This window comes from Streptomyces sp. NBC_00442 (genome assembly GCF_036014195.1).
Taxonomy (GTDB): Bacteria; Actinomycetota; Actinomycetes; order Streptomycetales; family Streptomycetaceae; genus Streptomyces.
Window position 1 is genome coordinate 411887 of record NZ_CP107918.1, and the last position, 23905, is coordinate 435791.

The window sequence follows — 23905 nt, forward strand, 5'->3', positions numbered from 1 at the left end:
TCGCCATGGCTCCGGTCACCACCGACACGCCCAGGAGCGCCTCCACGGCGCCCGGGGCACCGCGCCAGGCGGCCGCAGCACTGCTGCTCGGCGCCGCGCGCCGCAACATGCGCCAGTACGGGATGCTGATCGCGCTCGGCCTGATCGTCGTGCTGTTCCAGATCTGGACCGGCGGGGTGCTGCTCAAGCCGAACAACGTCACCAACCTGGTGCTGCAGAACAGTTACATCCTGGTCCTCGCGATCGGCATGATGATCGTCATCATCGCGGGCCACATCGATCTGTCCGTCGGCTCGTTGGCGGCGTTCGTGTCGGCCGCGTGTGCCGTGATGATGGTCGAACACCATGTGCCCTGGGTGCTCGCCCTGGTGGTGGCGCTGGTCATCGGCGCGATCGCGGGCGCCTGGCAGGGGTTCTGGATCGCGTACGTCGGCATACCGTCGTTCATCGTCACCCTGGCCGGGATGCTGCTGTTCCGCGGCGGCACCCAGATCCTGCTCGGCTCACGCTCGCTCGGCCCCTTCCCCGAGGGCTTCCAGAAGATCTCGACGGGCTACCTCCCCGCGATGGGCCCGAACACCAACTACCACAATCCGACACTCCTGTTGGGCCTCGTCCTGACCGCCGTCGTCCTGATCCAGGAAGTACGTTCCCGGCGCCGTCAGCGGGACTACGAGCTCGATGTGCTGCCCCGGGGTCTTTTCCTGGCCAAGTGCGCGGCGATGGTCGCCGCGGTCCTCGCCTTCACCATGACGCTGGCCAGCTACCGGGGTGTTCCGGTGGTGCTGCTCCTGCTCGCCGCGTTGCTGATCGGCCTCGGCTTCGTGATGCGCAACGCCGTCGTCGGGCGCCATGTGTACGCGCTCGGCGGCAATCAGGCCGCGGCGAAGCTGTCCGGCGTGAGGGACAAGCGGGTCACGTTCTGGGTCTTCGTCACCATGGGGGTGCTCGCGGCCCTCGCCGGCGTCGTCTTCGCCGCACGTCTGAACGCGGGCACCCCCAACGCGGGCGTCAACTTCGAACTGGAGGCGATCGCGGCCTCGTTCATCGGCGGCGCGTCGATGAGCGGTGGCGTGGGCACGGTGTTCGGCGCCATCATCGGCGGCCTGGTGCTCGGCGTGCTCAACAACGGCATGTCCCTGGTGGGCATCGGCACCGACTACCAGCAGGTCATCAAGGGGTTCGTGTTGCTGGCCGCGGTCGGTTTCGACGTCTACAACAAACGCAAGGTCGGTTCATGACCCATCGTTTCCCTCGTCCTCTCCCCGAAGGAGGCTCTCCATGAACACCAGCAGACGTGCGATGCTCGCGGCCGGCGCGGCCGCCGGACTCGCCGCCACGGCCCTCACCACCGGCAGCGCCGAGGCCGCGGCGCCGCGCCGCTCCCCCACCAAGCAGCACTTCGGCACCCTGTCCGACGGCACCGCGGTGGACCTGTGGACGCTCGCCAACGGCGGCACCCGCCTCCAGGTCCTGTCGTACGGGGGCGTCGTCCACTCGCTCGAAGTCCCGGACCGGGACGGGCACGTGGCCAACGTCGCCCTCGGCTTCGACAACCTGGCGGACTACGTCGAGAAGAGCCCGTACTTCGGGGGCCTCATCGGCAGATACGGCAACCGCATCGCGGCGGGACGGTTCACGCTGGACGGCCGGAGCCACCAACTCCCGCTCAACGACGGGGCGAACAGTCTGCACGGCGGCACCAAGGGGTTCGACAAGCAGATGTGGCAGGTGGAGCCGTTCACCCGCCGCTCGGAGACGGGCCTCGTTCTGACCCGGGTCTCCCCGGACGGGGAGATGGGGTATCCGGGCACCCTGAGGGTCCGCGTCTCGTACACCCTCTCCGCACGCGGCGAGTGGCGCATCGACTACGAGGCGACGACCGACCGTCCGACGATCGTCAATCTCACCAGCCATACCTACTTCAACTTGTCGGGCGAGGGCACGGGCTCCGTGCACGACCACACGCTGGAACTGGCCGCCTCGCGCTACACACCCGTCGACACGGGCCTCATCCCGACGGGCGAACTGGCGCGCGTGCCGGGCACGCCCTTCGACTTCCGCCGCTCGAAGCCGATCGGCCGCGACATACGGGCGGGCGGCGATCAGCTGGTCCGCGCCAAGGGATTCGACCACAACTGGGTCCTGGACAAGGGGATCACCTCCTCGCCCCGCTACGCGCTCACCCTCGCCGATCCCTCCTCTGGCCGCGTCCTGCGGATGTACACGACCGAGCCCGGCCTGCAGTTCTACAGCGGCAACTTCCTCGACGGCACCCTGGTGGGCACCTCGGGGCGTGCCTACCGCCAGGGGGACGCGGTCGCCCTTGAGGCCCAGCACTTCCCGGACTCCCCCAACCACCCCGGGTTCCCGTCCACGGTGCTGCGTCCGGGGGCGGCCTACCGCACGTCCACGGTGCACGCGTTCTCGGCCCGCTGAGACGTCACCCGGGCCGGTGCCCACGGGTTCCCGTGGGCACCGGCCCGTGCGGGTGGGCTCAGCCCGCGAACGCGGTTCCCGGCAGGCCGCGCCCGGCGCCCGGGACGACGAGCAGCGAACCGGACAGGGGGTGCGGCGCCGCCAGACCCGCGCGGGCGGAGGTGATGTAGAGGTCGGTGAGGCCGGGGCCGCCGAAGGCGCAGGCGGTGGGGCGCCGCACGGGCACCTCCACGACCTGGTCCAGGGTGCCGTCGGCCGCGTACCGCCGCACGGCGCCGCCGTCCCACAGCGCGACCCAGACGCCGCCCTCGGCGTCCACGGTGAGTCCGTCGGGAAATCCGGCCGCCGCCTCGACGGCGACGAACTCCCGCCGGTTGTGCGCCAGTCGGCCGTCGAAGTCGAAGACGTCGACGGTGCGGGCCGGGGTGTCGATGTAGTACATGAGCCGCCCGTCCGGGCTCCACCCGATGCCGTTGCTGACGCTCACGTCGCCCAGGATCTCGGTGGCCGATCCGTCCGGCGCGAACCGGGTCAGGGTGGCGCCGCCCGGCGCCTCGTCGTACCGCATCGTGCCGGCCCACAGGGCGCCGTCGGGGGCGACCGCCGCGTCATTGGCGCGCCGGCCGGTCACCGGGGCCCGCCGCAGCCAGCGAAATCCTTCACCGGGGCGGCCGTCGGTGATGCCGTCCGGTCCGTACAGCGCGACACCGTCACGCAGGTTGACGACCAGGCCGCCCGCGGCGCGCGGCTTGGCCGCGCCGACGTGCTGCTCGGTGGCCATGACGGTGCGGCGCCCGGTGGCCGGATCGTAGGTGTGGATCCGCGAGGAGAGGATGTCGACCCAGATCAGCCGTCCGGCCGCCGGGTCCCAGGTGGGCCCCTCGCCGAGCTCGGCCCCCGCGTGCACCGCGAGTTCGCAGGTCATGGCCGGCCCCGGTGGCCCAGTCGCTCGGAGAGGTCGCCCGCGCCCTTCTCGGCGAGCGCCGCCAGCTCCTTCTCGCGGTCGTCGCTCCACCGGATCATGGGAACGGAAATGGAGAGCGCGGCGACGACGCGGCCCGTGCGGTCCCTGACCGGCGCCGCCACGCAGCTCACGTCCGGATTGGACTCGCGGTGCTCGACGGCGGTCCCGCGCTCGCGGATCTCGGCGAGGGCGGACCGCAGGGCGGCGGGCTCGGTGATGCTGTCGGGCGTCATGGCGACGAGTTCGCGTCCGTCGAGGCGGGCGTCGAGGTCCGCATCGGGCACCATCGCGAGCAGCATCTTTCCGACGGAGGTGCAGTGTGCGGGCAGCCGGCGGCCCGCGGCCGAGACCATGCGGACGGCGTGGGTGGAGTCGACCTTGGCGATGTAGATGACGTCGGTGTCCTCCAGGATCGCGACGTGCACCGTCTCGTCGCAGGTCTGCGCCACCTCGCGGGCCACCTGCTGGCCCTCGGCCGCGAGATCGAGCTGTTCGGCGTAGCGGCTGCCGAGCTGGTGGTTGCGTACGCCGAGCCGGTAGCGGCCGGGCTGCTCGGGCACCGGCGCCAGATAGGAACGGGCCGCCAGGGTGGTGAGCAGCTCGTGGACGGTGGTGCGGGGAAGCTGGAGGCGGCGGGTGACGTCGGGCGCGGAGAGGCTGCCTTCGCTCTCCAGGAAGAGCTCGAGGACGTCCAGCGCCCTCGCCACCGCGGGAACCAGTCGGCCCATGCTCGGCCACCCACCCTCACTGTTCGAAACTCCGGCCAGCGACCGGGATGACGAACACAGGCTAACCACAGGGGCGTTCGCCGGGCAATGGGCCCGACCGTCCGGTCCCGGGCGATGACGTTGGGACGGACGGGTGACATTCCCCGAGTGTCGCGGCGAGGCGCGGGAGCGGGCGCGGGCGGACGTGAAAGAGAGTCGGGAACAGGTCCGATTTGTATGACAATCATCCCAATCAGAGGAACGCTCATGCCTGCCCCAGCACTTCACCCCCGCAGCCGTACGCGCACCCGGCTCACCGCCGTCGCGGCCCTGACCCTCGCCGCCACGGCGCTCACCGCCGCCCCCGCCGCCGTCGCCGCGCCGGGCGACAACGGCGACATCAAGCTCCACGCGATGGGGACGCCCTTCACCGACCCGCGCGACGAGCCGAAGGTCTGCAACTTCTACCTCGACGCCTTCAACTTCGACGTCGCCCAGGGCATCACGTGGAACATCAACACGCAGCCCGCCAGGGCCGGCGGTCCCTCCCTGTCGGGCACCGTCCAGCTCACGACGGGCACCGGCCACACCACGCCGCTCACGCTGCCCAACGGGCAGTACAAGCTCACCTGGAACATCGTCGGCGGCAAGGGCGCGGGCAAGCAGAAGGTGTTCAAGGTCGAGTGCCCGGCGTCGGCTCCCCGGGCCGCGACGATCGGCAGCTACGGCGCACCGCACGGCGGCGTGCCGGCCGGCGGTGGCGGGCTCGCCGACACTCCGAGCATCCCCCAGGCGGGGGCCGTGGCGGGCGTGGGTCTCGTCGCCGTCGCCGGGGTGCTGTACATCCGCCGACTCCGCCGTCGCCCCGATGGCGCAGCGTAGACGCGCCCCCATCGCCCGCCGCCGGACGCGCGCCTACCGCCTGACGAGGACGGCGGCCCTGACCGTGTCCCTGGTGGTGGGCGGCGTCTGGTGGTCCCAGGACGACGGCCCCGCCGCGGTCTCCGCCGCGGGGCCGGTGGAGGTCGGCGCCGTCCCGGCGGGCGACAGCCGTGGGGGCGCGTCTCCGCGGCCGGCGGCCCCGCCGCGGCCGCTGCCGCCGTCACCCGCGGTCTCACTGGCCATCCCGCACCTCGGCATCGAGGCGCCGGTCGTCGCCCTGGGCCTGGATGCCCAGCACCACCTCACCACGCCTCCCGTGGACAACCCGAAGGTGGTGGGCTGGTACCGGCAGGGGCCGTCGCCGGGCGAGTCGGGTACCGCGGTCGCGGTCGGTCACCGCGACACGAGGACCGGCGCCGCCGTCTTCGCGGAGCTGCGAGCGCTCCGTCCCGGCCGCCTGGTCGAGGCGCGCCGCGCCGACGGCAGGGTCGCCGTGTACACCGTGGACCGGGTCACGACGTACGACAAGGCGCACTTCCCCGACCAGGAGGTGTACGGGCCGGCGAAGCGCCCGGAGCTCCGGCTCATCACCTGCGGCGGCCGCTTCACCCCGAAGACGGGATACGAGAGCAACCTCGTCGTCTTCGCCCACCTGGCCCAGGTCCGCTCCCCCGCCACCGCCACCACCCCTGCCCCGGCGCGGCCGCCGGTGCACGTCCACGGGGCCGCGCCCCGGCACCGGGCCGTGCCGTAGGGGCGCCCGGAGAAGGAGTGGCGCCGCTCGGAGCAGCCCGGTACCGGCCCGCATCTTTTCCGGGCACGGCTCTAGGAACCTCTGGGCCGTCTCGCTACCCTCCGCGCATGATTCCCACGGTTGTCTGGGGTACCGGCAATGTCGGCCGTGCCGCGATACGCGCCGTCGAGGCCCATCCCGCGCTGCGACTCGCGGCCGTACTGGTCCACGACCCGGCCAAGGTGGGCCGCGACGCGGGTGAACTGGCCGGCGTCGAGGGCGTGTTGGGTGTCGCGGCGACCGACGACGTCGAGGCGGTCCTGGCCTCGGGTCCGCGGGCCGTGGTGTACGCGGCGTCCGGCGACATCCGCCCCGACGAGGCCCTCGCCGACGCCTGCCGCGCCGTCCGTGCGGGCGCCGTCGTGGTCACCCCCGCGCTCTATCCGCTCTACGACCACATCAGCGCGCCACCGGAATGGCGGGACCCGGTGCTCGCCGCCGTCGCGGAGGGCGGCGGGTCCCTGTTCGTCTCGGGTGTCGACCCGGGCTGGGGCAACGACGTGCTGCCGCTGCTGATCAGCGGTCTCGGCACCACCGTGGACGCGATCCGCTGCCAGGAGATCTTCGACTACTCCACCTATGAGCAGGAGGAGTCGGTGCGGTACCTGATCGGCATGGGGCAGCCGATGGAGTACGAACCCCTGATGCTCGCCCCGTCCATACCGACGATGGTGTGGGGCGGCCAACTCAGGCTCATGGCAAGGGCGTTGGGGGTCGAGCTCGACGACGTCCGCGAGACCTTGGAGCGCCGGCCGCTGGACGCGACGGTGAGCACGCGCACGATGGGCACCTTCGAGGCGGGCACCCAGGGTGCGGTGCGGTTCGAGGTGCAGGGCATCGTCGGGGGTGAGCCGCGCATCGTCATCGAGCACGTCACACGGATCCACCCCTCCTGCGCCCCCGACTGGCCGTCTCCGCCCGACGGCGGCGACGGGGCGCACCGCGTCGTGATCGAGGGGCGGCCGCGCATCGAGGTCACGGTCGAGGCGACCGACGAGGGCGAGAACCGGTCGGCGGGCGGCAACGCCACCGCGGTCGGGCGTCTGGTGAACGCCGTCGACTGGCTGGCGGCCGCCGAACCCGGACTCTACGACGCGCTCGACGTCCCGCTGCGCCCGGCAGTCGGCAGACTCGGAAGGAAACCACAATGAGGATCGACATCCCCGAGGGCCAGGAGCCGATCGGGTACGTGTGGGGCGACATGGTGCCCGGCATCGGCATGGCCGCCGCCAACTTCTCCCTCTCCGTGTACGCGCACACCACTCTGGGGCTGCGGGAGTTCGAGGCGGCGCGGCTGCGGGTGGCGCAGATCAACGGCTGCCAGTTCTGCCTGGACTGGCGCACCGACCGGGACGGCGAGAAGGTCGAGGAATCCTTCGCCGACGCGGTCACCGAGTGGCGCACCACGGATGCCTTCGACGACCGCACCCGGCTCGCGGCCGAGTACGCCGAGCGGTACGCCGTGGACCACCACGGGCTCGACGAGGAGTTCTGGGCGCGGATGACCGCGCACTACAGCCAGGTCGAGATCGTGGAGCTGAGCATGAGCATCGGCTCCTGGCTGGCGTTCGGCCGGCTCAACCATGTGCTCGGCCTCGACTCCGCGTGCGTCCTTCCCGCCACCTGACGACGGGGCCGCCCGGCGTCCCGGGCGGCCCCGCGTTCCGCCGTCATGCGAGGTCGGCGGCGATGATCTTCTCGATGTTCCGTTCGGCGAGCGCCGTGATGGTGACGAACGGGTTGACGCTGGTGTTGCCCGGGATCAGCGAGCCGTCGATGACGTACAGGCCCGGATACCCTTGCAGGCGACCGTAGTTGTCGGTCGCCTTGTTCAGCACGGCGCCGCCCAGCGGGTGGTAGGTGAGCGTGTCGTTCCAGATCTTGTAGACGCCGAACAGGTCGGTGCGGTAGATCGTCCCTTCCGTCGCGTTGATCTTGTCGAAGATGGTCTTGGCCATGTCGATGGACGCCTGCTTCCAGGCGGTCTGCCAGTCCAGGTCGACGCGGCCGGCCACGGGGTTCCAGGAGAACGTGCCGCGGTTGGGGTTCTTGGTGATGGACAGGTAGAACGAGGCGTACGTCTCGATGCCGGTGGGCAGCGGCGCGACCTCGGCGAACGCGCCTCCCGCGTTCCAGTTGTCGATGCCGCCGCACGGGATGGACGCCTGGACCTTGCCTGTGGGATCCCACAGGTAGTTGGCGCGCCCGCACATGACGTTGCCGTTGTCGCCCCAGCCCCGGCCGACCTCGCCGTTGAGGCGGGGCAGTGCGCCGGTGGCCTTCAGCTTGACCAGGAGCTTGCTGGTGCCCACGCTGCCGGCCGCGAAGAACACCTTGTCCGCGGTGACGGACTTGGTGGCCGTGACGTCTCCGTTGGTGTTGAGCTGCTCGATGACGACCGTGTAGGCGCCGCCCGTGGCCGGGGAGACCGAAGTGACCCTGTGCAGCGGGGAGATGGTGACCCTGCCGGTCGACTTCGCCTGGGCCAGATAGGTCTTCTGGAGCGACTTCTTGCCGTAGTTGTTGCCGTACAGGATCTCGCCCGCGACGGCCGATTGGGGAACGGTTCCGGCCGACTCCTGCTTCATGTAGTCCCAGTCGTACACGTCGGGCACGAACACGAAGGGGAAGCCGGAGCGCTGGGCCTGCTTGCGGCCGACGCGGGCGAACTGGTAGCAGTCCACCGTGTCGAACCAGGCCGGGTCGATGAGCCCCGAGCCGAGGCCCGCGTTGGCGCGCGGATAGTAGGTGTTGTACATCTCGTCGGGGTTGACCGACGGGAGGATGGCGCCGAAGTTCTCCCGCTTCGGCGTGACCGCCATGCCGCCGTTGACGAGCGAACCGCCGCCGACGCCCCGGCCCTGGTAGACGGTGATGCCGCTGAAGTCCTCGGCGTCCAGGATCCCGGTGTAGCGGGGGATGGTCCTGTCGATCGGAATGCCGAAGAAGTTGCTCAGCGGCTGCTTGGTCTTGGTGCGCAGCCAGTAGGAGCGGTAGTCCGGCGATGTCGTGTTGCAGAAGATCTTGCCGTCCGAGCCCGGCGTGTCCCACGCCATGCCCATCTCGATCATCTGCACGTCGACGCCGGCCTGGGCCAGTCGCAGGGCCGCGACCGAGCCGCCGTATCCGGTGCCGATCACGAGAGCCGGGACGTGGGCGCCGTCACCGATGGCGGCGGTCGGTGCGAAGGAACGCGCCTGAGCCGCGGCGCCGTGCCCGACCAGGGCCGCCGCTCCAAGAATAGAACCTGTTCCAGCAATGAATCTTCGCCTGGAAACACCCTGGGAACCCGAATGTTGCATGGTAGTGTCACTCATGTGACATTCCTCACTCTCGACGGAGTGAGAACAGGTTCTACTGGCGTCGGCGTGATAAGTCACTAGATACCTGGGGGTAACTTCTGCCCGTCACGCACACGTGAACGAGGGCTTCCGCGCACCGCGTCCTCCTCACAGGCCGTGCCTCCGGTCACCCAGGACGGCCTCGCAGACCTCGCGTTCCATCCGGGCGGAGAACGGCTCCCGGCGTGCCTCGACCGCGCGGCGGGTCTCCTCCGCGATCAGGTCCGCGTTGATCGCCGCCCCGGCCCGCACCCCGGCGGCCGCCGCCGCGACGACCTGGTCCATCGGGCTGGCGACGTTGCCGGCCGCCCACACACCGGGCACGCCGGTGGCGCCGACGGGATCGGCGGCGATGTGGGAGCCGATGACGGCGCCGGCCATCTCCAGGTCCGTGGGTGCGAGACCGAGCGAGGCGAGCACCCCGGTCCGAGGCCTCAACTTCGTTGCCACCGCGAGTGCTTGACGGGTGATCAGGGTGCCGCTCGCGAGGCGCACGCCGTGGAGGCGCCCGTCGCGCGTCTCCAGTGAGGCGACCTCGCCGGTCACGACGCACACGCCCCGGGCCGCCAGCTCCTCGTACTGGCGCTCGTCCGGATCATCCATCGTGTGCAGGAAGAGCGTGACGTCCGCGCTCCACTGCCGCCACAACAACGCCTGGTGCACGGCGAGCGGTCCGGTCCCGAGAACGCCGATGGCCCGGTCCCGCACCTCCCAGCCGTGGCAGTAGGGACAGTGCAGGACGTCGCTGCCCCACAGCTCCGCGAGCCCGGGTACGTCGGGGAGTTCATCGACGAGGCCGGTGGTGACCAGGAGCCGGCGGGCGCGCAGCCGGCTGCCGTCGGCGAGGGCGACCCGGAACCCGTCGCCGACGCGCCGGGCGTCCGTCGCTCTGCCGGTCCTGAACTCGCCGCCGTAGCAGCGCACTTCGGCCCGGCCGGCGGCGAGGAGTTCTGCGGGCGGGGTGCCCTCGTGGCCGAGGTAGGCGTGGACGCCGTGCGCCGGGGCGTTGCGGGGCTGCCCCGCGTCCACCACCAGGACGGATCGCCGGGCCCTGCCCAGTGTGAGCGCCGCGCTCAGCCCGGCGGCCCCGCCCCCGATCACCACCGCGTCGTAGGCCGTGCGGCGGGCACCCTCGGGAGTGCTGTTCATCGCGTGTTCCCTTCGCTCGTTCATGTGCGACACCTCCAATGCCGCGATGCTGCGCCCGGACCCGCCAGGTTGACAAAGCCTCTTGCCGTTACGGCAAATGGAGTCATGGCTGAAGACGACCTCACCGATGTCCTGTCCGGAGTGGGACCACGGCTGCGCGCGCTGCGCCAGGCGCGCGGCACCACGCTCGCCCAGGTCGGCGAGGCGACCGGGATCTCCCTGAGCACGCTCTCGCGGCTGGAGTCCGGACAGCGCAAACCGACCCTGGAGCTGCTGCTGCCGCTCGCCAAGGAGTACCGGGTGCAGCTCGACGAGCTGGTCGGGGCCCCGACGACGGGCGACCCCCGCATCCACCCGCAGCCCTTCAGCCGGCACGGACAGACGTTCGTGCCGCTGACCCGCTACCTCGGCGGGCTGCACGCGTACAAGCAGATCGTCCCGCCGCGGCCGGCCGGCGCCAAGGACGTACGGCCCGAGCTGAACGTCCACGAGGGGTACGAGTGGCTGTACGTCCTGTCGGGGCGGCTGTGGCTCGCGCTCGCCGAGCACGACCTGATCCTCACCGCGGGCGAGGCCGCCGAATTCGACACGCGCACCCCGCACGGCGTGGCCAACGCGGGCGAGCGGCCGGTGGAATTCCTCTCCCTGTACGGGGCCCAGGGTGAGCGCATGCACGTGCGGGCCCAGCCCACCGAAGGCTGAGCCCCGCACTCCGCCCCGGCCGGGCCCGTGCCTCGCGGGCTACTTCCGGCCGCGGGGCTTGCCGCGCTTGACTCCGCTCTTCGGCGCGCCGGAGCCGCCGCGCGTGTTCTTGGCGGCCGGCTTGCCCGCCCTTCCGCCCGAGGGCTTGCCCGCCGTGCCGCGCTGGGCGGCGCCCTTGTCGGCGCGCTTCTGCTTGGGCTGGGGCGGCGTCGGCGTACGGCCGCGGGAGCTGTTCACGGTGCGGCCGCGGACGATCCCGATGAACTCCTCCACCAGGTCCGGCGCGACCTCCTCCTCCGCCCACGACAGTGCGACCCGCGACTCGGGCACATCGGTGACCGTGCGGTAGGTGAGGTCCTTGCGGTGGTACAGACGGGCCAGGGACTGCGGCACGACGAGTACGCCCACTCCGGCCGCCACCAGCTCGACGGCGTCCTCCGTGGTGGCGGGGCGCTCGAACGCGGGGCGGCCCGGCGGGCACTCCCAGCCGAGGGTGTCGTCGAGGGGATGCAGCACGATCTCGTCGGCGAGCTCGCGCGCCGACACCTCCTCGACGGCCGCGAAGAGGTGGTCCTTGGGGACCACGACAACCGTCGTCTCGGTGTAGAGCGGGATCGCGCTGAGACCGGTGCGGTCGATCGGCAGCCGCACGAAACCGGCGTCGGCCCCGCGGCCGCGCAGCACGCCTGGCGCCTCGGCGGCGGTCAGCGTCGTCAGCGTCAGGGGGACGTCGGGCAGCCGCTCGTTCCAGATCCGCACCCACTTGCTCGGCGTCACACCCGGAACGTAGGCGAGCCGGAACGATGGGGGTTCTTCCGAGCCTGTCACCCCGCCAGGTTACCGGTCGTGGTCGGCGGGATCGCACACGCTCGCTACTCTTGACACCATGACGTCGCACCAGACCACCCAGACGATGAAGCCCGCCACCGCGGCGAAGAAGCTGGGTGTGTACCTCGAGGCCACTCCCGCCGAGTTCCAGGAGGGTGTGGTCTCGCGCACCGAGCTGAACGCGCTGCAGACCGACCCGCCCCAGTGGCTGCTGGACCTGCGACGCACCGGCCCGCACCCCCGCCCGGTGGTCGCGGCCAAGCTCGGCGTCTCCATCGCGGGTCTCGCGCGCGGCGGGGTCACCGAGGCGCTCACCACGGAGCAGATCGACGCCCTGAAGCAGGACGACCCCGAGTGGCTGCGGAAGGAGCGCGCCACTCAGGCCGAGGTCCGCAAGGAGACGGTCCGCATCAAAGAGAAGCAGAAGGAGAAGAGCGCGCAGCAGGCCGCGGAGCCCCGCGACTCCCGCTCCTGACCCGCCCGGCGTCCTGGCGCCGCCCGCACCGCACCTGTACAGGAGTGCCGCCGATCAGCTGCCCCGCAGCCGGTCGGCGGCACTCTGCGTTCGGGCACCGGAACCCGCTCACTGTTGGTCAAGTCATGGGCCGTACAAGGGTCGTTGGGGCATGATGCCGTCATGGCCGAGATCAGCGAAACACTGTGGAACGCGGGCGTCACGGCGTCCGACTACGGCACGGAGAGGGCGGCCTACAACGCGGCCGTCTTCGAGCAGTACAAGCTGTGCGTCGAGTTGGCCGACCGGGTCAGCGCCCGGCGCAACTTGGCCAACACCTTCTTCGTGACGCTTCACAGCGCTCTGCTCGCCTTCCTGGGTGTCTGGCTGTCCCAGCCGCACCACGCCCGCCCCGCCGTGGTGCTGGCCGGCGGGCTGCTCGTACTGCTCGCCCTGTGCGCGGCGTGGTGGTTCACCCTGCGCTCCTACCAGCAGCTCAACAACGGCAAGTTCCAGGTGATCGCGGCGCTTGAGGAGCGGCTTCCGGCCCGCGCCTTCAAAGCCGCCGAGTGGCAGGCCCTCCAGGAGGGCCGCAACTGGAACGTCTATCTGCCGCTCACCCACGTCGAGCGCTGGATCCCCGCCATCTTCGCGACCGCCTACACACTGGGGTGCGTCGTCCTCGCGGTGTGACGATCCACCGGGCGCACCCGAAAGGAAGGTGTCGCGTGACCACGATCGCCGTTACCGGCCACATGGACCTGACGACGGACAGTGCCGGCCCGGTGCGTGCCGCGCTGCGCAAGCTCCTGGAGGAGTACACCCCCGGCCTGGTGGGCCGTTCCTGCCTGGCTCCCGGGGCCGACACCCTCTTCGCCGAGGAGGTTCTGGCCCTCGGCGGCAGGCTGCACGCGATCGTTCCGTCCGGCGACCACCGCGAGGCGGAGCTGGAAGGGGCCGATCTGGCACGGTTCGACGCGCTGTGCGCCGCGGCCGACGGGGTGGCCGTGATGCCGTACGACCACGCGGGACGCGATGCCTACGAGGCGGCGAACCGGCGGCTGCTCGTGGGAGCGGACCGCCTGGTGGCCGTCTGGGACGGCGGTGCGCCGTCGGGGCGCGGCGGCGGAACCGCCGACACGGTGGCCGAGGCGCGGGCGGCCGGGGTGCCGGTCGACGTGGTGTGGCCGCCCGGGTCCCTCAGATCCGGCGGATCCGCCGGATCCGGTACCGACTCCCACTCCGGTATCGACGCCGACGCCGACACCTCGGCGTGAGCCGATTCGTTCAGTCCAAACTGGACAGTTTCAACTGAAGACTTTACGGTGGCGGTGTGACCGACACCCCCGAAGGCATCTCCGCGTCCGCCGTCCGCGCCGCACGCGACCTCCGGGTGGTGTTCAGCCGGCTGCGGCGACGGCTCCGGGAGGTCGCGGACATCCAGGACCTCACTCCCTCGCAGGTCTCCGCGCTGACCCTCGTCGACAAGGGCGGGGCGGCATCCGCCAGCGCCCTCGCGGCCACCGAAGGGGTACGCCCCCAGTCGATGGCCGCGACCCTCGCCGCGCTCGACCAACAGGGACTGATCCAGCGCAGCCCGGACCCCGAGGACGGCCGCCGCCAGCTGGTCACCCTGACCGAAGCGGGTCGCGAGCGCGCCGAAGGCAATCGTCAGGCGCGGGCCGAGTGGCTCACGCAGGCGTTCCAGGAGCGCTACACGGAGGAGGAGCGCGGCACCATCGCCGAGGCGATGGCCCTGCTGGAGAGGCTCGTGCAACCGTGATCCGCACCCCGGCCGGCACTCAGGACCAGTAGGCACGTAGGCAAGAAAGGCACCACCATGGCTCTCACCACCCTCGATCCGCGTACCGCCCTCGTCGTCATCGACCTTCAGCACGGGATCGTCGCCTCACCCGGCCAGCCGTACACCACCACCGACGTCGTGGCCCGCTCGGCCGAACTCGCCGATTCCTTCCGCTCGCACGGGCTTCCCGTCGTCCTGGTCCGCGTCTCGTTCGCCGCCGACGGCTCCGACGCGGCCCCTGGCCGTACGGAGACGAGCCGCGGGCGGGGCACGCCGCCCGAGGGCTGGGACGTCATCGTCGACGAACTGGCCGGGCACCCCGAGGACATCACCGTCACCAAGCGCAACTGGGGCGCCTTCTACGGCACCGACCTCGACCTCCAGCTCCGCCGCCGCGGCATCACACAGATCGTGCTCACCGGCGTCGCCACCAGCATCGGTGTGGAGTCGACCGCCCGCGCCGCCCACGAGCACGGTTACCACGTGACCCTGGCCACCGACGCCATGACCGACCTCGACGCGGACGCCCACCGCAACAGCGTCGAGCGGATCTTTCCCCGCCTCGGCGAGACCGGCACGGCGGCGGAGATCGGCGAGCTGCTGGCGAAGACCCACTCGGCCTGATCAGCCGGCACCCTCGTACGAGAGGGACAACTCACCTGACTCATGCGTGAGTTGAGGGGCGGGCCCTCACCACCGGCCCCCGAGCGACACCGCCCGGGGGTCGCGGTACGAGCGAGACGGCCCCGCGTACGAGGTTCAGGCCTCCTGCACCGGGTGCCCGGCGTCGATGCCCTCGCTGTCGCTCAGCCGGAACAACGCGCCTTTGCCCGACGGCGGTACGGGGGTCTCCGCATCCAAGGGGCTGAGCAGGAAGCCGACATGGTCGCCGCCTTCCGTACGGCCTTCCACCCGGCCCACGAACCAGGCGGGAACCCCGTCCAGCACAGCCGTGCCGGCCGGGCCCTCGTGCCAGGCGACGCCGGCGAACTTGTCGACCTCGTCGCCCGTCCGGCCGCCGAAGCGCTCCGCCAGGTCGTACTGCGCCCGGCCCAGCTGGTGCACCGCGAGGACTTCGGCCGAACATGCCACGCGGTACGTCCTGTTGGCGGTGGACAACCACACCATGAACCGCACCGGCACCATCGAGCACTGCGAAGCGAACCCCACCAGACACCCGGCACGCTCCTGACCCGCCACGGCCGTCACGACGTACATCGGGTAGTCGAGGCGGTCGAGGAACTCCTCCATGGCACTCACCTGCTGCAACCCCTCACCTCGTGGTCCGCACACTCTGTCCGGGACTGCGCGGGGGTGCTACCCGGCACGCACCGGGTAGCCCGAACGGCTGAAAGAAACGACGTAGCGGCCCCCTCGGAGTGTGGGGCCGGAGGCCGGGGGCACCCGGGGCCTTGGCGGTCCGACGGGCACCGCACCATCAGTACCGACCGTGTCCGTCGTCCGCATCCCGCCACAACCGTCCATCCGAAGGGAATCTCCGCCATGGAGAACATCTGGGTCTATCCGGAGGCCGCCGCCTACCAGCCCGGTACCGACCTGACCGGGTTCAAGGTCGAGGCGACCGACGGAAGCATCGGGAAGGTCGACAAGTACTCGGAGGAGGTCAGCTCCTCGTACATCGTCGTCGACACAGGCCCCTGGATCTTCGGCAAGCACGTCCTGCTGCCGGCCGGTGTCCTCACGCGCATCGACGCGGCCGAGAAGAAGATCTACGTGGCCTGCACCAAGGAACAGATCAAGGATTCCCCCGAGTTCGACAAGGAGAAGCACCTCGGGGACGCCGCGTACCACGAGCAGGTCGGCGGATACTACGGGCGCCCGCACATGTGACGTCCCCCCACACGCGATGCCCGGCCGTCCCGAGCGGCCGGGCATCGTCATGTCTGCACATGCGGTTCCGTGTGGAGCGAGTCCATAGGTGTCGAGCCCGTGTGGTGGGGCTCGTCCGGCGGGGCGTCCGTGATGTCGAGGAACACGTGGTCCGCCTCGGGCCACTCCTTCGCCACGCTCGCCTTGATGCGCTCGGAGACCAGCTCGACCTCCTCGCTGTCGAGTCCGGGCCGCAGATCGATCCGGGCGGCGACCAGCGTCGAGTCGAGGCCGAGCCGCATCGTGAGCAGGTCGGCGACATTGTCGATCTCGGGCTGTTCGTCGAGCAGCGCCCGGATGCTCCGCCGCAGCTCGGGGTCGACGGCTTCGCCGATCAGCTGGTCGCGGGCCTCCTTGCCCAGGCGGTACGCCACATAGACGAGGAGCAGTCCGATGGCGAGCGACGCGGAGGCCTCCCAGACGACCTGCCCGGTGACCATGTGCAGGGCCATGCCGGCCCCGGCGAGCAGCACGCCGAGCACCGCGGTGCCGTCCTCGGCGATGACGGTCCGCAGGGCCGGGTCGCTTCCGATGCCGCCGGCCTGACCGCGCACCTGATACAGGGCGCGCAGCAGGGAGCCGCCCTCGGCGGCGAGCGCGACGCCGAGGACGGACAGCCCCACGATGTAGCCGCCGGTGGACTCCTGTTCGTGCGAGCCCAGGGCCTCGATGCCCTGGAGGAAGGAGAAGCAGCCGCCCATGACGAAGATGCCGACGGCGGCGAGCAGCGACCAGAAGTAGCGCTCCTTGCCGTAGCCGAACGGGTGCCGCTGATCGGCGGGGCGCCGACTGCGCCGCAGCGCGGCGAGCAGGAACACCTCGTTCATGCTGTCGGCCACCGAGTGCGCCGCCTCCGAGAGCAGGGCGGGGGAACCGGCCAGCACCCCGGCACCTGCCTTCGCGGCGGCGATGAGGAGATTGGCCCCCAGCGCCACCAGGACGGTCAACCGGGTCTTGCGGTCCTTCTTGTTCACGGTCACTTTCCCTGCCTCCGCGGCCCGGTGTCCGGCTCCTGGTCAGTCAACAATCCCTGGGGGCGGCACGATCCGCCCCCAGGGAGGTCACACGTCGCGGCTCACCGGCGGGTGCCGCCGCGGCCGCCCGCGTAGGCGCGGCGCTTGCGGGCGGACGACGCCTCCTCGGGGTCCTCCTCCTCGTCCACGTCGGCCTCGTCCTCGACCGCGTCCTCGTCCTCGTACTCCCCCTCGACGGGCTCCTCGTCCTCGGCGAGCTCCTCGCCTTCGACAGGCTCCTCGTCCTCGGCGGGCTCCTGGTCCTCTTCCTCGTATTCGCCCTCGTAGGCGCCGTCGGGGTCGTCCTCGTCGTACTCCTGGACGGGCTCGCCCTCGGCCTCCTCCTCTTCGGGCTCGGCCTCCTCGTCCTCCTCCAGCTCGTCGTCCGCTTCGTTCACGGGCTCGTCCGCGTCCTCTTCGCCCTGCTCGGGGTCGTCCTCGTCCCGGCCCTCCTCGGCCTCGGACTCCTGCGACTCCCGCTCCTCTTCCTCCTCGGCGACCGCGTCCTCGTGGCTGACCACGACCTCGCCGTCCCTGATCTCGCCGCGCCAGCCGCCGTCGGCCTCGCCGAGCATGGCGATGTGGCGGGCGAAGTTCTTGAGGTCGAGACGGGCGCGACGGCCCTGGGCGCGCCAGATGTTGCCGGTCTTCTCGAAGAGCCCCTTGGGGTAGTACTCCAGGACGAGGAGCACCCGGGTCAGGTTCTTGCCCAGCGGGTGGAAGGTGACGACGCCCTTGACGGTGCCCTTGGCGCCTTCGGAGGTCCAGGCGATGCGCGCGTCCGGGATCTGTTCGGTGGTGTGCGCCTTCCAACTGCGGCTGGACCAGAAGACCTTGACCTTCCAGTCCGACGTCGTGTCGTCGGCCTGGGTCGCGCTCTTGACGCCCTTGGCGAAGGTGGAGAACGACGGGAACTGGGTCCACTGGTCGTAGGCGTCACGCACCGGGACACCCACGTCCACGGACTCCATGATCACGGTCGGCTTGCGCCCCGCGCCGCCCTTCTTCCGCCCGCCGATCCCCTTGAACATGTCCTTGGCGCTCTCCTTGAGGTGAGAGGCGCCCATCTCCACCGCCGCGCGGACGGGCCCCTTGCCCTCGGCGACCTTGCGGCCGCCTTCGAGGGCCAGCTTGGCGAAGCCCGGACTGCGGCCTTCGGCTATGTCGTTCAGCTTGCCCGTGCTCTCGCCCAGCTTGTGTCCCACGCCCACGAGGAGCCGCTCGCCCTGAGCGAGCAGATAGGACTGGAGCTCCGACTTGAGGCGGTCGGCCGCTGGATTGTTGACCAGGGGGTTCTTGGACTCAGCCACGGTCGTCACCGCCCTTGCCCGCGCGGCCGCTCGTGGTCTTCTTGGCCGGTGCGCGCTTCGCCGTGCGCTGCACGGTCTTCGCGGTCTTCTTGGCCGAAGACGACTTGGACGAGGCCGACTTGGCGGCCGCGCCGCCCGCCGAGCGGGACTTGGACGCGGTCCTGTCGCCGCCACTGGACGACCTGGAAGCCGACCGTCCCGAAGACGATCCCCCGGACGACGAGCGGCCGGAAGACGGCCGGGAGGAGGACGACCGGGAGGAGGAACGCGAAGACGACTTGGCGGGAGCGTCGTCCTCACCGTCGGACTGCTCGTCCAGTCCGCCGTCCTCTTCGCCCTCTTCGTCCTCTTCGTCCTTCGAACCGGCCACGCCGGAGATCACGCCGGACATGCGGTCCTGCACACCGAGCGTGCGGTCGTGCAGCCGGTCGGCCAGCCCTTCGATCTGCCGGTTGAGGATCGCGCCGGTCGCGGCCTTGCCGACGCCGCGCAGATCGTCCCTCAGCTGGTCACCGATCTCCTTGAACTGCGGGTTCTGTGACAGCTGCGCCGCCGCGAAGTCCGCGATCGCCCGTGGGCTCAGGTTCAGGCGCTTGCCCATCACCAGGGTGCCGATGCCGAAGGCCAGCTTCGCCTTCTTCGTACGTCCGAGCAGATAGCCCGCGCCCACCGCGAGCCCCAATCCCATGCGATTGTTCATGTCAGGCCTGTCCTCTTCTCATCAGTCTCGCGAGGGGTGGTCCAGAAAGGACTCATCACACCGGGTAGCCAACAAGGCCAGAGCCAAACCCCGTGACCCACGAGCAAGGAGGAACAAGGCCTTCCGGTCATCGTGACGGAACGCGTCGACGCGGCCGCCGGGTGATGTCGAACGACGACATCACCCGCCGCCGCGGGGCATCGGATCCCTGTCAGCGGCCGCGCTGATCGCGGCGGCGCAGCTGGGCGGAGAGGTGGTGTTGCAGCGGTTGTCCGACTGCTGCGAGGTCGTGCACGAAGGTCAGCTCGTCGTCGGCGGTCAACTCGTAGCGGCGACGGGTGGCGTCGACCTTCTTCGCCGTGGGAGTGACGGCCACCTCGTGGGTGGCCAGGTCGACCGTCTTTCCGCTCGCGGCGCCGACGGCGATCTCCGCGATGCCGGTGGGCTGGGTGATCAGTGCCTCGATCCGTCCGTCGGACTGGAGCCGCCACCATCCGCTCTCGCGCGCCGAGGGACGCAGCGCCGCACCGTCGCCGTCGAGCAGCCAGGCACGGGCCTCGTAGCGCAGGAAGGGCCGGCCGTCATGGCTGAAGGTGACTTCCTGTGCATAGGCGAAGTCCGCGTCGAGGGTCGGATATTCGCCCTCGCCCCGGCCGTACCAGGTGCCGAGAAAGCCGAGCACGGGCGCGAGCAGCGCGTGCGGGGCCGGTGCCTCGTCCGGCCGGAGACCGTCGGGGTAGGGGTACTGCGGTGCGGGGTCGAACACGATGTGCGCTCCTGGGGTCGGGGCTGATGCCAGGGGCAGCCTAGGGCGTCGTTCCTCCGCGCCCCGCGCGCGCGGCCTGGCCGTACGGGCACACCGCAGGGGGGCGCCGGCCTGGCGACGCCCCCCTGCGGGTTCCCCCGAATCCCCGTATCCCTCCGTCCTCCTGCTCCCCCTCTCCTCCTGCTCCCCCTGTCCCTCTGTCCCTCTGTCCTCCCGCCCCCTATCCCCTGTCGCCCACGGCCCCCCGCACCGACGCGACGGACGTGTAGTGCGAGGCGTCGCCCGCGATCGAGTAGCTCTCCTTGCCCTCGATGCCGACCGGCACGTCTCCGGCGACCGTGACGCGGTTCAGGCGGCGCGGCAGCCCGTCGTAGTTGTCGATGGCGTAGTGCTGGGTGATGCGGTTGTCGAACAGAACGAGCTGGTTGGGCGACCAGCGCCAGCGCAGGATGTTCTCCGGGCGCACGACGTACGCCTGGAGCAGATCGAGGATCTTGCGGGACTCGGCGACCGAGAGACCCACGATCCGTTGCGCGAACCCGCCGATGAACAGGCCGCGTTCGCCGGTCAGGGGGTGGACGCGGACCACCGGGTGGGCGGTGCGGAACGTGATGGAGGTGAACTGGGCGCGCTGTTCGGCCTTCTGCTCGTCGACGTCCTCCTCCGGGACCACATAGTCGTAGTCGTTGGTGTGCTCGGCCCACAGGGTGTCGGCGAGCCCGCGCAGCGGCTGGGGCAGACTTCGGTACGCCGCCGCCGCGTTGGCGATCAGGGTCTCGCCTCCGTAGGGCGGGATCGTGATGCTGCGCAGCGTGCTGGCCTGCGGCGGATTGAGGACGAAGGTGACGTCGGTGTGCCAGTGATTGGCGCGGCCGCGCTCGCTGTCCACCGGAAGCACGTTGGGCGCGTCGGTGACGGCGGCGACGGTGGGGTGGGCGGTGGTGAGGTCGCCGAAGTGGCGGGCGAAGGCCTGCTGGCCCTCGTCGTCGAGGTCGACGTCGTCGAAGACCAGGGCCTTGTGCTCGTTGAGGGCGGCGCGCAGGGCGGCCACGCTCTCCTCGTCGAGCGGCTTGGCGATGTCGACGCCGGACACCTGGGCGCCGATGTGCGCGGTGACCTTGCGGATCTCGATGCCGGACATGTGCGGGGTCCTTTCGGTCGTGTCAGACCCGGCTGAGGGCCGGGACGGTGTGCTGGTTGGCGGGGCGGGGCAGGCCGTAGCGGTCGCGCAGGGTGCCCCGGGGGCCGTACTCGGTGCGGAACAGGCCGCGGGCGCGCAGGATCGGCACGACGTGGTCGACGAAGAGGTCGAGGCCGGACGGCAGCACGGCGGGCATGATGTTGAAGCCGTCGGCGGCGCCCAGACTGAACCAGCTCTCGATCGCGTCGGCCACCTGCTCGGGCGTGCCGGCGAAGGTCAGATGGCCGCGCCCGCCGCCGAGGCGGCCGATGAGCTCGCGGACGGTGAGCCGCTCGCGCCGGGCGAGTTCCACGATCAGGGTGTAGCGGCTCTTCGCGCCCTCGATGGCGCTCTCCGGCGGCAGATCGGCGGGCAGCTGGGCGTCAAGATCCAGGTCTCCCGGCTCCAGGTGCAGCAGCCGTTCGAGGCGGTGGAGGCCGTGCTCGTGGACGATGTGGTCCTCCAGGATCTGCTCGTTCGCGCGCGCCTCGGCCTCGGTGGAACCGATGACCGGCACGATGCCGGGCAGGATCTTGAGGTGCTCGGGGTCGCGGCCCGCCGCGCGGGCCCGGGACTTGAGGTCGGCGTAGAACGCCTGCGCGTCCCCCAGTGTCTGCTGGGCGGTGAACACGGCCTCCGCGTACCGGGCGGCGAACTGCTTGCCGTCCTGCGAGGAGCCCGCCTGCACGAGCAGCGGGTAACCCTGCGGGCTGCGGGGCACGTTGAGGGCGCCCTCGACGCTGAAGTACGTTCCCTGGTGGTGCGGCGGATGGATCTTGTCGTGGTCGCCCCAGACTCCGGACGCCTTGTCGGCGACGACGACGTCGTCCTCCCAGCTGTCCCAGAGCTTGAGCGCCACGTCGAGGAACTCGGCGGCGCGCTCGTACCGGGTGGCGTGGGCGGGTTCGTCGTCGAGCCCGAAGTTGCGGGCGGCCTCGGCGCCCGCGGTGGTGACGATGTTCCAGCCGGCCCGCCCGCCGCTGATGTGGTCGAGCGAGGCGAACCGGCGGGCCAGGTTGTAGGGCGAGTTGTACGAGGTGGAAGCGGTGGCGATCAGGCCGATGTGCTCGGTCGCCACGGCCAGCGCGGTGAGCAGGGTCAGCGGTTCCAGGACGCCGGCGGGGCGCTGGCCGACATGGCTGAACAGGACCGGCCCGTCGGCGAGGAACAGCGAGTCGAAGGTGCCGCGCTCGGCGGTGCGGGCGAGCTCGCGGAAATGGTTCAGGTCGACGCTCGCGTACGGGTCGCTCTCGGGCAGCCGCCAGGACGCCTCGTGGTGCCCGGTGCTCATGAGGAAGGCGTTGAGGTGGAGTTGGCGCCGGGTCACTGGGGGTCCTCCTGGTGGTGGGTGTGCTCTTGGCGGGTGCGCTCCTGACCGGTGCGCTCGTGCTGGGTGCCCTCTTGGTGCCGCTCCTCGTGGGCGGTCACACCGAGCGCGCTGAGCAGGCGTTCGCGGTACTCGCCGAGGAGCGGATCGCGGTACGAGCGGGGGTGCGGGCGGTCGATGGTGAGGTCGAGGCCGATGCGGCCCCGGTCGAGGACCAGGACCCGGTCGGCGAGGACGATGGCCTCGTCCACGTCGTGGGTGACGAGCAGGACGGAGGGGCGGTGGCGTTGCCACAGCTCGCGCAGGAGCACGTGCATGCGGATACGGGTGAGGGCGTCCAGGGCGCCGAACGGCTCGTCCGCGAGGAGCAGTTCGGGCCGGCGTACCAGGGAGCGGGCGAGGGCCGCGCGTTGTGCCTCGCCGCCGGACAGCTCGTTGGGCCAGGCCCGTTCGCGCCCCGCGAGCCCCACCTCGGCGAGGGCGGCGCGGCCCTGTTCGGCGGCCTCCTTGCCGTCCGTGCCCAGCAGGACGTTGTCGAGGACGCGGCGCCAGGGCAGCAGCCGGGAGTCCTGGAAGACCACCGACACCCGCTCCGGGGCGGCGAGTTCACCGCTTCCGGTGACCTCGTGGTCGAGTCCGGCGATGGCACGCAGCAGGGTGCTCTTGCCGGAGCCGCTGTGACCGAGCAGGGCCGTGAACTGGCCGGCCGGGATGTCGAGGTCGATGCCGTCGAGGACGGTACGGCCGTCGAAGGACCGGGTGAGTCCGGCGAGCCGGACCGCGGGGGCCTGGACGGTGGTCAGTTGCTCAGTGTGCGTCGCCATGACAGCACCCTCCGTTCGACGAGGCGGACCGCGCTGTCGGAGACGAGGCCGAAGACGCCGTAGATCAGCAGGCCGACGAGGATGATGTCGGTGCGGCCGTAGTTCTGGGCCTGGAACATCAGGTAGCCGAGGCCGCTGGTGGCGTTGATCTGCTCCAGGACGACCAGCGAGAGCCAGGAGCCGGTCACGCCGAGCCGGAGCCCGACGAAGAATCCGGGCAGGGCGCCGGGGATCACGATCTGCCGGATGAAGCGGACCCTGGACAGGCCCTGGACTTCGGCGAGTTCGACGTAGCGGTGGTCGATGCCGGACAGTGCGGCGTGCAGGTTGAGGTAGACCGGGATATAGACGACGATGGCGATGATCGCGATCTTGAAGGTCTCGCCGATGCCGAGCCACAGGATGAACAGCGGGATCAGGCCGAGGGTGGGTATCGCCCGGTTGAGCTGCACCGTTCCGTCGATCAGCGCGTCGCCGACGCGGCTGAGCCCGGCCACGAGGGCGAGGACCACTCCGGCGGTGAGCCCGAGGGCGAAGCCGTACGCGGCTCGTTCCAGCGAGGTGAGCACGTCCGTGGAAAGGGTGCCGTCGCTCCACAGCCCGCCTGTGGTGCGCAGCACCGTCCAGGGCGCGGGGATCGCGGCGGGGTCCAGCCGTCCGGCGGCGGACGCGGCGGCCCACAGGACGAGGACGAGGCCGGGGCCGACGAGCCGCGCGGCGGGCAGTTTCCTGCCGGGTGCGAGCGCGCGGCGCCTTGGCCTGCGGACGGCGGGGGCCGTGGTTTCGACAGTCGGGGACACCAGGGGTGTGGGCGCTGTGGTGGTCATGGCGG

General features: G+C 71.1%; 27 protein-coding genes. 13 read left to right on the plus strand and 14 right to left on the minus strand.

Annotation, left to right across the window (positions count from 1 at the left end; all coding sequences use genetic code 11):
* Positions 1 to 5: 5 nt before the first annotated feature.
* Both mmsB and OG432_RS01870 read left to right on the plus strand, forming a co-directional pair.
* Positions 6 to 1241: a multiple monosaccharide ABC transporter permease gene (gene mmsB / locus OG432_RS01865; RefSeq protein WP_328307009.1), complete on the plus strand. Its 1236-nt coding sequence runs from the start codon at positions 6 to 8 to the stop codon at positions 1239 to 1241.
* A 40-nt stretch (positions 1242 to 1281) separates the two neighbouring features.
* The gene (locus tag OG432_RS01870; RefSeq protein WP_328307011.1) at positions 1282 to 2439 is read left to right on the plus strand and encodes an aldose epimerase family protein; all 1158 of its coding nucleotides are present in this window, start codon (positions 1282 to 1284) and stop codon (positions 2437 to 2439) included.
* 58 nt (positions 2440 to 2497) lie between these two features.
* On the opposite strand, the gene OG432_RS01875 is transcribed toward OG432_RS01870, so the two are convergent.
* Both OG432_RS01875 and OG432_RS01880 read right to left on the minus strand, forming a co-directional pair.
* Positions 2498 to 3364, minus strand: coding sequence for an SMP-30/gluconolactonase/LRE family protein (locus tag OG432_RS01875; protein ID WP_328307013.1), 867 nt, complete (start codon positions 3362 to 3364; stop codon positions 2498 to 2500).
* Positions 3361 to 4131, minus strand: a complete 771-nt coding sequence (locus OG432_RS01880) for an IclR family transcriptional regulator (protein WP_328307016.1) — start codon at positions 4129 to 4131, stop codon at positions 3361 to 3363. Before OG432_RS01880 ends, OG432_RS01875 begins: the two co-directional genes overlap by 4 nt.
* Positions 4132 to 4377: 246 nt before the next feature.
* Here OG432_RS01880 and OG432_RS01885 point away from each other — a divergent pair, with 246 nt between their 5' ends.
* The 4 genes from OG432_RS01885 to OG432_RS01900 all read left to right on the plus strand — a co-directional run bounded on the left by OG432_RS01885 (position 4378) and on the right by OG432_RS01900 (position 7412).
* Entirely contained in the window at positions 4378 to 4992 is a 615-nt protein-coding gene (locus OG432_RS01885) for a hypothetical protein (protein WP_328307018.1), read from the plus strand.
* The gene (locus OG432_RS01890) at positions 4979 to 5746 is read left to right on the plus strand and encodes a class F sortase (protein WP_328307020.1); all 768 of its coding nucleotides are present in this window, start codon (positions 4979 to 4981) and stop codon (positions 5744 to 5746) included. Before OG432_RS01885 ends, OG432_RS01890 begins: the two co-directional genes overlap by 14 nt.
* A gap of 107 nt (positions 5747 to 5853) precedes the next feature.
* The gene (locus OG432_RS01895; protein WP_328307022.1) at positions 5854 to 6936 is read left to right on the plus strand and encodes an NAD(P)H-dependent amine dehydrogenase family protein; all 1083 of its coding nucleotides are present in this window, start codon (positions 5854 to 5856) and stop codon (positions 6934 to 6936) included.
* The gene (locus OG432_RS01900) at positions 6933 to 7412 is read left to right on the plus strand and encodes a carboxymuconolactone decarboxylase family protein (protein ID WP_328307024.1); all 480 of its coding nucleotides are present in this window, start codon (positions 6933 to 6935) and stop codon (positions 7410 to 7412) included. Before OG432_RS01895 ends, OG432_RS01900 begins: the two co-directional genes overlap by 4 nt.
* A 43-nt stretch (positions 7413 to 7455) precedes the next feature.
* Here OG432_RS01900 and OG432_RS01905 read toward each other — a convergent pair whose 3' ends face one another.
* Both OG432_RS01905 and OG432_RS01910 read right to left on the minus strand, forming a co-directional pair.
* Positions 7456 to 9102, minus strand: a complete 1647-nt coding sequence (locus OG432_RS01905; RefSeq protein ID WP_328307026.1) for a GMC oxidoreductase — start codon at positions 9100 to 9102, stop codon at positions 7456 to 7458.
* 132 nt (positions 9103 to 9234) lie between these two features.
* Positions 9235 to 10299, minus strand: a complete 1065-nt coding sequence (locus OG432_RS01910; RefSeq protein ID WP_328307028.1) for an NAD(P)/FAD-dependent oxidoreductase — start codon at positions 10297 to 10299, stop codon at positions 9235 to 9237.
* Between the two features lie 81 nt (positions 10300 to 10380).
* Between OG432_RS01910 and OG432_RS01915 the strand changes: the two genes are divergently transcribed.
* Complete coding sequence (locus OG432_RS01915; protein ID WP_328307030.1) at positions 10381 to 10977, plus strand: helix-turn-helix domain-containing protein; 597 nt, start codon at positions 10381 to 10383, stop codon at positions 10975 to 10977.
* Positions 10978 to 11016: 39 nt separating this feature from the next.
* Here OG432_RS01915 and OG432_RS01920 read toward each other — a convergent pair whose 3' ends face one another.
* A complete protein-coding gene (locus OG432_RS01920) occupies positions 11017 to 11805 on the minus strand; it encodes a LysR substrate-binding domain-containing protein (RefSeq protein ID WP_328307032.1) in 789 nt (262 codons plus the stop codon).
* Between the two features lie 58 nt (positions 11806 to 11863).
* Here OG432_RS01920 and OG432_RS01925 point away from each other — a divergent pair, with 58 nt between their 5' ends.
* The 5 genes from OG432_RS01925 (at position 11864) to OG432_RS01945 (ending at position 14687) form a co-directional block, all read left to right on the plus strand.
* Complete coding sequence (locus OG432_RS01925) at positions 11864 to 12280, plus strand: DUF5997 family protein (protein ID WP_328307034.1); 417 nt, start codon at positions 11864 to 11866, stop codon at positions 12278 to 12280.
* Between the two features lie 162 nt (positions 12281 to 12442).
* Positions 12443 to 12952, plus strand: coding sequence for a RipA family octameric membrane protein (locus tag OG432_RS01930; RefSeq protein WP_328307036.1), 510 nt, complete (start codon positions 12443 to 12445; stop codon positions 12950 to 12952).
* Between the two features lie 35 nt (positions 12953 to 12987).
* Entirely contained in the window at positions 12988 to 13536 is a 549-nt protein-coding gene (locus OG432_RS01935; protein WP_328307038.1) for a hypothetical protein, read from the plus strand.
* Between the two features lie 56 nt (positions 13537 to 13592).
* The gene (locus OG432_RS01940) at positions 13593 to 14042 is read left to right on the plus strand and encodes a MarR family winged helix-turn-helix transcriptional regulator (RefSeq protein ID WP_328307040.1); all 450 of its coding nucleotides are present in this window, start codon (positions 13593 to 13595) and stop codon (positions 14040 to 14042) included.
* A 57-nt stretch (positions 14043 to 14099) separates the two neighbouring features.
* On the plus strand, positions 14100 to 14687 hold the full coding sequence (locus tag OG432_RS01945; RefSeq protein ID WP_328307042.1) for a hydrolase: 588 nt from the start codon (positions 14100 to 14102) through the stop codon (positions 14685 to 14687).
* A gap of 135 nt (positions 14688 to 14822) precedes the next feature.
* Here the strand turns inward: OG432_RS01945 and OG432_RS01950 are convergent, their stop codons facing one another.
* Positions 14823 to 15323 (minus strand): flavin reductase family protein, encoded by a 501-nt coding sequence (locus OG432_RS01950; protein WP_328314969.1) that lies wholly within the window; start codon positions 15321 to 15323, stop codon positions 14823 to 14825.
* Positions 15324 to 15566: 243 nt separating this feature from the next.
* On the opposite strand from OG432_RS01950, the gene OG432_RS01955 reads away from it, so the two are divergent.
* Complete coding sequence (locus OG432_RS01955) at positions 15567 to 15914, plus strand: PRC-barrel domain-containing protein (RefSeq protein WP_328307043.1); 348 nt, start codon at positions 15567 to 15569, stop codon at positions 15912 to 15914.
* Between the two features lie 47 nt (positions 15915 to 15961).
* Here the strand turns inward: OG432_RS01955 and OG432_RS01960 are convergent, their stop codons facing one another.
* The 8 genes from OG432_RS01960 to OG432_RS01995 form a co-directional block, all read right to left on the minus strand.
* Positions 15962 to 16933, minus strand: a complete 972-nt coding sequence (locus OG432_RS01960) for a cation diffusion facilitator family transporter (protein WP_443058319.1) — start codon at positions 16931 to 16933, stop codon at positions 15962 to 15964.
* A 95-nt stretch (positions 16934 to 17028) separates the two neighbouring features.
* On the minus strand, positions 17029 to 18276 hold the full coding sequence (locus tag OG432_RS01965) for an SRPBCC family protein (protein ID WP_328307047.1): 1248 nt from the start codon (positions 18274 to 18276) through the stop codon (positions 17029 to 17031).
* Positions 18269 to 18976, minus strand: a complete 708-nt coding sequence (locus OG432_RS01970) for a DNA primase (RefSeq protein ID WP_328307049.1) — start codon at positions 18974 to 18976, stop codon at positions 18269 to 18271. The genes OG432_RS01965 and OG432_RS01970 overlap by 8 nt, the downstream gene beginning before the upstream one ends.
* A 211-nt stretch (positions 18977 to 19187) precedes the next feature.
* Positions 19188 to 19742: an FABP family protein gene (locus OG432_RS01975; protein ID WP_328307052.1), complete on the minus strand. Its 555-nt coding sequence runs from the start codon at positions 19740 to 19742 to the stop codon at positions 19188 to 19190.
* Positions 19743 to 19962: 220 nt separating this feature from the next.
* Positions 19963 to 20883: a TauD/TfdA dioxygenase family protein gene (locus OG432_RS01980; RefSeq protein WP_328307054.1), complete on the minus strand. Its 921-nt coding sequence runs from the start codon at positions 20881 to 20883 to the stop codon at positions 19963 to 19965.
* Positions 20884 to 20905: 22 nt separating this feature from the next.
* Positions 20906 to 22249 (minus strand): LLM class flavin-dependent oxidoreductase, encoded by a 1344-nt coding sequence (locus tag OG432_RS01985; RefSeq protein WP_328307056.1) that lies wholly within the window; start codon positions 22247 to 22249, stop codon positions 20906 to 20908.
* The gene (locus OG432_RS01990) at positions 22246 to 23073 is read right to left on the minus strand and encodes an ABC transporter ATP-binding protein (RefSeq protein WP_328307058.1); all 828 of its coding nucleotides are present in this window, start codon (positions 23071 to 23073) and stop codon (positions 22246 to 22248) included. Before OG432_RS01990 ends, OG432_RS01985 begins: the two co-directional genes overlap by 4 nt.
* Complete coding sequence (locus OG432_RS01995; RefSeq protein WP_443058320.1) at positions 23049 to 23900, minus strand: ABC transporter permease; 852 nt, start codon at positions 23898 to 23900, stop codon at positions 23049 to 23051. Before OG432_RS01995 ends, OG432_RS01990 begins: the two co-directional genes overlap by 25 nt.
* Between the last annotated feature and the right edge of the window lie 5 nt (positions 23901 to 23905).